Origin of the sequence: uncultured Eubacterium sp. (assembly GCF_934295145.1) — a bacterium.
Classification (GTDB): Bacteria; Bacillota; Clostridia; order Lachnospirales; family Lachnospiraceae; genus Eubacterium_I.
In genome coordinates this window covers 1-6902 of the sequence record NZ_CAKRAS010000090.1, presented here as the reverse complement: position 1 = coordinate 6902, position 6902 = coordinate 1, and the positions used below count along the sequence as shown (strand labels likewise).

Here is a 6902-nt window from a genome sequence, read left to right as displayed (position 1 = left end):
CTGGTAGACGGAGCAAGAATGCTTGGTTTATTCGGAGATGTAGCTACAGAACTTCTTATCTTAAATGATGGAGATGAGGGACTGTTCAAAGCTTATGACGAAGTAGAGTTCATGGCACCTGTATTTGCAGGCGATTATATCGAAGCTGTTGGTGAAATCGTATCTGTTGGAAATACATCCAGAAAGATGGTATTCGAGGCACGTAAAGTAATTGCTCCGAGACCTGACATCAATGATTCCGCATGTGATATTCTGGAGGAGCCGATCGTTGTATGCCGCGCAAGCGGAACATGCGTTGTTCCAAAAGATAAGCAGCGCAAGTAATTTCAAGGCAGAACCTTATTAATCAGAAAAATTAGTATTTCAGCATAATATCAAAAACTACATAATATCAAAAATAGAGGTGCGGTTTGCCGGGTAGCAGCAAATGTTAAGGAACATTATTTCCAATGTTGTATGCGAAGGGGCCAATCGCCGAAAGGAAGGATTTATAATGAGATCCGGACTTGGTTCAGGGGCATACAGCTTTTGAATTGTCATGTGAAAACGTGGAGCGCTATTCAGAGGAGTCCAAAAGGATTCCGATGGATAGCGCTTTTAATGTTTTATAATGTATTGGGATAATTTTAAAAGGAGAGGTAAACGCTATGGAAAAATTAATTATCACTGCATGTATCTGTGGCGCTGAGGTTACCAAAGAGCATAACCCGGCAGTTCCTTATACAGTAGAGGAAATTGCAAAAGAAGCAAAAAGCGCTTACGACGCGGGAGCTTCCATTATCCATCTTCATGTAAGAGACGATGATGGAACACCGACACAGAGCAGAGATCGTTTCGAGGCCTGCATCAATGCAATCAAGGAAGTATGTCCGGATGTTATTATTCAGCCATCTACTGGGGGAGCAGTTGGCATGAGTAACGAAGAGCGTCTGGCACCTACTACTTTAAGACCGGAAATGGCAACATTGGATTGTGGAACATGTAACTTTGGCGGTGATGAAATCTTCGTTAACACAGAGAACATGATCATTGATTTCGCAAACACAATGAACGAATACGGAATCAAACCTGAGATCGAAGTATTTGACAAAGGTATGATCGACATGGCCATCCGCCTTCATAAAAAAGGATACATCAAAGCACCAATGCATTTTGATTTTGTAATGGGTGTCAACGGAGGTATCTCCGGTGAGCCAAGAGATCTGCTTTTCATGGCAAACAGTATTCCGGCAGGTTCCACATGGACCGTATCCGGTGTCGGCAGATTTGAGTATCCGATGGTAACAATGGGAATTCTGATGGGCGGACATGTAAGAGTCGGCTTCGAAGATAACGTATATATTGAAAAAGGCAAACTTGCAGCTTCCAACGGAGAGATGGTTGAGAAAGTAGTAAGAATTGCAAAAGAACTCGGAAGACCGGTAGCTACTCCGGCAGAGGCAAGAGAAATCTTAGGTTTGAAATAATCTGAGAGGTATGAAACAACCGGTATATATCCGGGAATTCATGTTAGAAGGAATGTAAAAGGGATTCGGTTATGAAAATGTTAAAAACCCTGACATACGATTGCAAAGCAACTGGATCCTTTTACAGATAAACAAAACGTGATTCAAAACGAAAAACAGTTTGGGGAAATTGTTTTTTATGTAACATTATAATAAGGAAAGAATAAGTTTCAGGAGGAGAAAACAATGGGAAAATTAGTAGGTGACAAATACGGAATTCATCGTGTAATTGAGCCGCAGGGAGTTTTGACACAGGCAGCTCAGAAAATTGATAACGACATGACAAAAAGATATTCCAACGAGATTATCTGTGATGTTATTTCTTTAAATATTGACTCTGCTTCTTTCACACAGATTGAAGAGGCATGTGGTGGCGATACAGAGAAAATCAAAGAGATGATTCTGGGAATCGTTAATGAGCGTGGTAAAATGCAGAATCCGGTAACAGGATCCGGCGGAATGTTCATCGGTAAAGTTGCTTATATCGGTGAAGACTTAGATCTGGATATCAAAGTTGGCGATAAAATTGCTTCCTTAGTATCTTTATCCATGACACCACTGAAGATTGATGAGATCATCGAGATCCATCCGGAAATCGACCGTGTTGATATTAAAGGTCAGGCTGTATTATTCGAGAGCGCATTATACGCAAAACTTCCGGATGACATCAGCGAGCCGCTTGCACTGGCAGCATTAGATGTAGCTGGAGCACCTGCTCAGACAGCAAAATTAGTAAAACCGGGTCAGAGCGTTCTGGTTCTCGGTGGCGCTGGAAAATCCGGTACACTGGTTTGCTACGAAGCTATGAAACGTGTTGGACCGACAGGTCGTGTTGTAGCTATGGATTACAGCCAGGATGGTGTAGATGAGTTATTAAAACTCGGTGTTTGCCACAAAGCATTCCAGGCAAGTGCAGCACTTCCGGTAGATGTATTAGAGAAAGCTTTAGCAGCAAATGATGGCAAAGAGTATGATGTAGCTATCTGCTGTGTAAACGTAAATAACTGCGAAATGTCCGCAATCCTTCCGGTTCATGACGGTGGTATCGTATACTTCTTCTCCATGGCTACAAGCTTCACAAAAGCAGCTCTTGGTGCAGAGGGTGTAGGTAAAGACGTTGATATGATCATCGGTAATGGATATACAAAAGGCCATGCAGAGATCACACTTCAGGAGTTAAGAGAGAACGAAGCAATCCGCAACCTGTTCGATCAGAAGTATGTATAATTAAAAGATAATAATTGGGGAAACAAAAAACTACATTGTAAATATCAAGAGGAGATATAAAACTATGAGAAAAAGTAGAGAATTCGGATTATTCAAAGATGTTCCAGACGAATTATGGAATGATTGGCACTGGCAGGTAAAAAACAGAGTAGAGACTGTTGAAGACCTGAAAAAATACATGACACTGACAGCAGAGGAAGAAGAAGGTGTTGCAAAATGCTTAAGCACACTTCGTATGGCTGTTACACCATATTACTTATCTCTGATCGATCCGACTAATCCGGAAGATCCGGTTCGTAAACAGGCAATCCCGACAGAGAAAGAGCTTCATCGTTCCGCTGCAGATCTGGAAGATCCGCTGCATGAGGATACAGATTCTCCGGCACCGGGACTGACACACCGTTATCCGGACCGTGTTCTGTTCCTTGTAACAGATCAGTGCTCCATGTACTGCCGTCATTGTACAAGAAGACGTTTCGCGGGACAGAAAGACGGTTCCGTACCGACTGATCAGGTAGAGCAGTGCTTAGAGTATATCCGTAATCATCCGGAAGTACGTGACGTACTGTTATCCGGTGGTGATGCATTACTGATCAGTGATGAGAGACTTGAGTATATCATCTCCCAGTTACGTGCTATTCCTCATGTTGAGATTATCCGTATCGGATCAAGAACACCGGTTGTTATGCCACAGCGTATCACTCCGGAACTGTGCAACATGTTGAAAAAATATCATCCAATCTGGTTAAATACACACTTCAATCATCCAAACGAGATTACAGAAGAGTCCGCAGCAGCATGTGCTAGACTTGCTGACGCAGGTATTCCGTTAGGAAACCAGACTGTATTATTAGCAGGCATCAATGATTGTGTACATGTAATGAAAGACCTGGTTCGTAAATTAGTACAGATTCGTGTACGTCCTTACTACATTTACCAGTGTGACCTTTCTCTTGGATTAGAGCACTTCCGTACTCCGGTTTCCAAAGGTATCGAGATCATTGAGGGACTTCGTGGTCATACATCCGGATATGCAGTACCGACATTCGTTGTTGATGCACCGGGCGGTGGTGGAAAAACACCAGTTATGCCGAACTACGTTATTTCTCAGACACCTGGTAAAGTTATTCTTCGTAACTACGAAGGCGTTATTACCACATATACAGAGCCGGCACATTATGAGCCACACTGCACATGTGATGTATGTACCGGAAAGAGAAAAGCAAACGTTGTCGGTGTAGCAGCACTTGAGCAGGGTCTGCAGATGACAATTGAACCGGCTGATTTAGCACGTGTTCGCCGTCACAGTGATCATCACTAAGCATTCATAGAATAATAAAACCATAAAACAATGGAAGAGCGGGAGACCTTCGGGTTTCCCCGCTTTTCACCCTAAGTACAGATGGCGTGAAAAATAGCCTGACATGTTACTTAATACCGAGATGAAAGGAGTTTTTCAAGTATGAGCAAACTTGGATTAAACCAGGAATTAATCGCAAAAGCAAGAGCAAGTGCACATAATGTTGCTGCAGATGTTCAGGCTTTTATCGATGAACATACAACAGTTACAGTTGAAAGAGCTGTTTGCCGTCTGTTAGGAATCGACGGTGTTAATGAGGTAGAGGTTCCGCTTCCAAACGTAGTAGTGGATCATCTGAAAGAAAAAGGAGTACTTTCCGGTGGTGTTGCATTTTATGTAGGAAATGCAATGGTTGCACTTGGTGTAGGACCACAGGAAATCGCTGAGAAAGTAAGCAGCGGAGAAGTAGATCTGACAAAACTTCCGGTTGCTTCCTTAGAGGAAATCAAAGCGGCTATCTGGCCGATCGCAGAAGCTACCACAGAGAGAGTAGCAGGAAATGTAGCAAAAAGAAATGAGTATCTGGAGTCCTTCGGTGGAGATAAAGAGGGTCCGTTCCTTTATCTGATCGTTGCTACAGGTAACATTTATGAAGATATTACACAGGCTGTTGCAGCCGCAAAACAGGGCGCTGACATCATCGCAGTTATCCGTACAACCGGTCAGTCCTTACTGGATTATGTACCATATGGTGCAACTACAGAAGGTTTCGGTGGTACTTATGCGACACAGGAGAACTTCCGTCTCATGAGAGCAGCCCTTGATAAAGTAGGAGAGGAAGAAAATAGATATATCCGTCTCTGTAACTACTGTTCCGGATTATGTATGCCGGAGATCGCAGCAATGGGAGCTTTAGAGCGTCTGGACGTTATGCTGAACGATGCTTTATATGGTATTCTGTTCCGTGATATCAACATGCAGAGAACACTGGTTGACCAGTATTTCTCACGTATTATCAATGGTTTTGCAGGCGTTATCATTAATACTGGTGAGGATAACTACCTGACAACTGCAGATGCTGTAGAAGAAGCACATACTGTACTTGCTTCTCAGTTCCTGAATGAGCAGTTTGCATTAATGGCTGGTCTGCCGGAAGAGCAGCAGGGTCTTGGACATGCATTCGAGATTTCACCGGATGTAGAGAATGGATTCCTGTATGAGTTAGCACAGGCACAGATGGCTAGAGAAATCTTCCCGAAAGCACCATTAAAATACATGCCGCCTACAAAATTCATGACAGGTAATATTTTCCGTGGTCATGTACAGGATGCATTATTCAATGCAGTAACTATTATGACAGGACAGAGACTTCACTTACTTGGTATGATGACAGAAGCGATCCATACACCGTTTATGTCAGACCGTGCACTGGCTATTGAGAATGCACAGTACATTTTCCGTACAATGAAAGATTTCGGCTCTGAGCTTGAATTCAAAGAGGGCGGAATTATTCAGTCACGTGCTAATGAAGTACTCCAGAAAGCAACTGACCTGCTTGTAGAAATTGAGCATCAGGGTCTGTTTGCAACACTGGAACAGGGTATTTTTGCAGACATTAAACGTCCGAAAGACGGCGGAAAAGGTCTGGATGGCGTTGTAGTAAAAGATGATAATTACTTCAACCCGTTTATTACTCTGATGAAAAAGGAGGTCTAAGCGATGAGTGGACTTTACAATATGAGCAAGGCAGATTTCGATACAACTCTGGATCTGACCAAAATCAAACCGTACGGCGACACCATGAATGATGGTAAAATGCAGTTAAGCTTTACATTACCTATCAAAGATGATGAGCGCGGAGAAGAAGCAGCAAGACAGCTTTGCAAACTGATGGGACTGGAAGATGTCAATGTAGCACATCACCATGCTCTGGATACAGAATTTACATTTTATGTTTGCTACGGCAGCTGCGTTCACACAGTAAATTACACAGATATCCATGTACAGACAGTAGAAGAAGAGACAATGTCTATGGATGAAGTGAATGAATATATCAAAGAGCACTTCGGCAGAAAGATCGTAGTAGTAGGTGCTTCCACCGGTACAGATGCTCATACCGTAGGTATCGATGCAGTTATGAACCGAAAAGGATTTGCCGGACATTATGGTCTGGAGCGTTACGAAATGATCGAGGCATATAACCTTGGATCTCAGATTCCAAACGAAGAATTTATTGAGAAAGCAAAAGAGTTACATGCAGATGTACTGCTGGTATCTCAGACTGTTACTCAGAAAGATGTTCATATTCAGAACTTAACAAATCTGATCGAGCTTCTTGAGGCTGAGGGACTTCGTGATAAGTATATCGTTTGCTGTGGTGGTGCACGTATTACACATGAACTTGCAAAAGAGCTTGGTTATGATGCAGGCTTTGGTGCAGGTAAATATGCAGATGATGTTGCAACATTTGCAGTAACAGACATGGTTAAGAGAGGATTTAAATAAATCATGAAAAAAGGTCGTCTCATAGGGTGCTTGGCCCTCGTGGCCTCTGCATTCCTGTGGGCCACCGCTTACATAGCCGTAAAACAGTTGGTGGCCGAAGTGCCGCCTTCTGTATTACTTGCATTTCGATTTTCGTTTGCTGCAATCATACTTGCAGTGATATGTATACCTAAATTCAAATATTATACAAAAGATCTTCTGTTTTCAGGAATGAAAATGGGAACCGCAATGTTTTTTGAATTCTTTTTATTTACAGTTGCACTTCAATATACATCGGCTTCCAAGTCATCGTTTATTATAGCATCTTATATTATTATACTTCCGATCGTGTATCTTATTATAAGAAGAAAGAAACCGACAGGCAG

7 protein-coding genes and 1 riboswitch are annotated in these 6902 nt (G+C 42.5%); all 7 genes read left to right on the top strand.

Translation table 11 applies throughout. The features are described 5' to 3' along the window. Positions 1 to 324: hotdog domain-containing protein (locus Q0I54_RS12775; protein WP_296119159.1), on the top strand; the 324-nt coding region annotated here is incomplete at its 5' end. 66 nt (positions 325 to 390) lie between these two features. After that, positions 391 to 567, top strand: a riboswitch (Lysine riboswitch). Positions 568 to 647: 80 nt separating this feature from the next. Then, a complete protein-coding gene (locus tag Q0I54_RS12770) occupies positions 648 to 1466 on the top strand; it encodes a 3-keto-5-aminohexanoate cleavage protein (protein ID WP_296119156.1) in 819 nt (272 codons plus the stop codon). 225 nt (positions 1467 to 1691) lie between these two features. Continuing rightward, a complete protein-coding gene (locus tag Q0I54_RS12765; protein WP_296119152.1) occupies positions 1692 to 2732 on the top strand; it encodes an L-erythro-3,5-diaminohexanoate dehydrogenase in 1041 nt (346 codons plus the stop codon). Between the two features lie 64 nt (positions 2733 to 2796). Beyond that, positions 2797 to 4053: a lysine 2,3-aminomutase gene (gene ablA, locus Q0I54_RS12760; RefSeq protein WP_296119151.1), complete on the top strand. Its 1257-nt coding sequence runs from the start codon at positions 2797 to 2799 to the stop codon at positions 4051 to 4053. 141 nt (positions 4054 to 4194) lie between these two features. After that, entirely contained in the window at positions 4195 to 5748 is a 1554-nt protein-coding gene (locus Q0I54_RS12755) for a lysine 5,6-aminomutase subunit alpha (protein WP_296119149.1), read from the top strand. A gap of 3 nt (positions 5749 to 5751) precedes the next feature. Further along, the gene (locus Q0I54_RS12750) at positions 5752 to 6537 is read left to right on the top strand and encodes an OAM dimerization domain-containing protein (protein ID WP_296119147.1); all 786 of its coding nucleotides are present in this window, start codon (positions 5752 to 5754) and stop codon (positions 6535 to 6537) included. A gap of 3 nt (positions 6538 to 6540) precedes the next feature. Next, a partial coding sequence (locus tag Q0I54_RS12745; protein WP_296119146.1) for a DMT family transporter occupies positions 6541 to 6902 on the top strand: 362 nt, incomplete at its 3' end.